We start from the raw sequence: 706 nt of genomic DNA, 5'->3' as shown, positions 1-706 counted from the left end.
AATTCTTTCTTCATCGAAAGGCTTGGTTAAATAATCAAGAGCGTCCACCTCAAACGCTTTGAGCGCATACTGGTCGTACGCTGTCGCAAACACAACAGCAGGAGGATGCTTCATTTTCTTCAATCGCTTTGCGATATCAAAACCGTTTTCTCCGGATAAATCAACGTCTAGAAACAGCAAATCAGGTTTTTGATCCATCATTTGGTCAAAAGCGGATTCGATATTTTCCGCTTCATTGATTTCCATTTCCTCATTGGTCCGCTTAAGCAAGTAAGCCAGTTCATCTCTTGCCAGCATCTCATCATCAACTATTAACACCCTGAGCATGTTCTTCTCCCTCTTTCATCTGTTGCATTGGCACTTGAAAGGAAACCTCTGTCCCTTTATGAACCTCACTGCTGATATGCAGTGCAGCCTGCTGTCCGAATAAACCGATCAGCCGCTGATTTAGGTTATAAAGCGCTGCACCGGTTCCCTCCTTAGACGGAAACGGTTTCTTTCCCAGTTCCGGCAAGACGTCCGGCGGAATTCCGCGTCCGTTATCCGCCACCTTCATATAGACGGATGCATCATCAGATAAGACACAGACTGTAACCTTGCATATGTCTTGTTTTTTCGGAAACGCGTGCCGAAGCGCGTTCTCGACAAGCACCTGCAAAACAAACGGAGGGATTTCAATCTGCTCCAGTCTGCTGTCGATATTAAG

The 706-nt window shown here is 45.9% G+C and carries 1 protein-coding gene and 1 pseudogene; both read right to left on the bottom strand.

From position 1 onward, the window contains the following. Positions 1 to 327: pseudogene (gene lytT / locus ACWHAR_RS27230) on the bottom strand (two-component system response regulator LytT); the annotation flags it as partial. Further along, positions 305 to 706, bottom strand: a 402-nt coding sequence (locus ACWHAR_RS27225) for an ATP-binding protein (RefSeq protein ID WP_452088451.1), incomplete at its 5' end; no start/stop codon positions are given. The gene ACWHAR_RS27225 and the pseudogene lytT, both read right to left, overlap by 23 nt.

Source organism: Bacillus sp. LR--39 (genome assembly GCF_053613335.1).
This window is presented reverse-complemented; position numbering and strand designations above follow the sequence as displayed.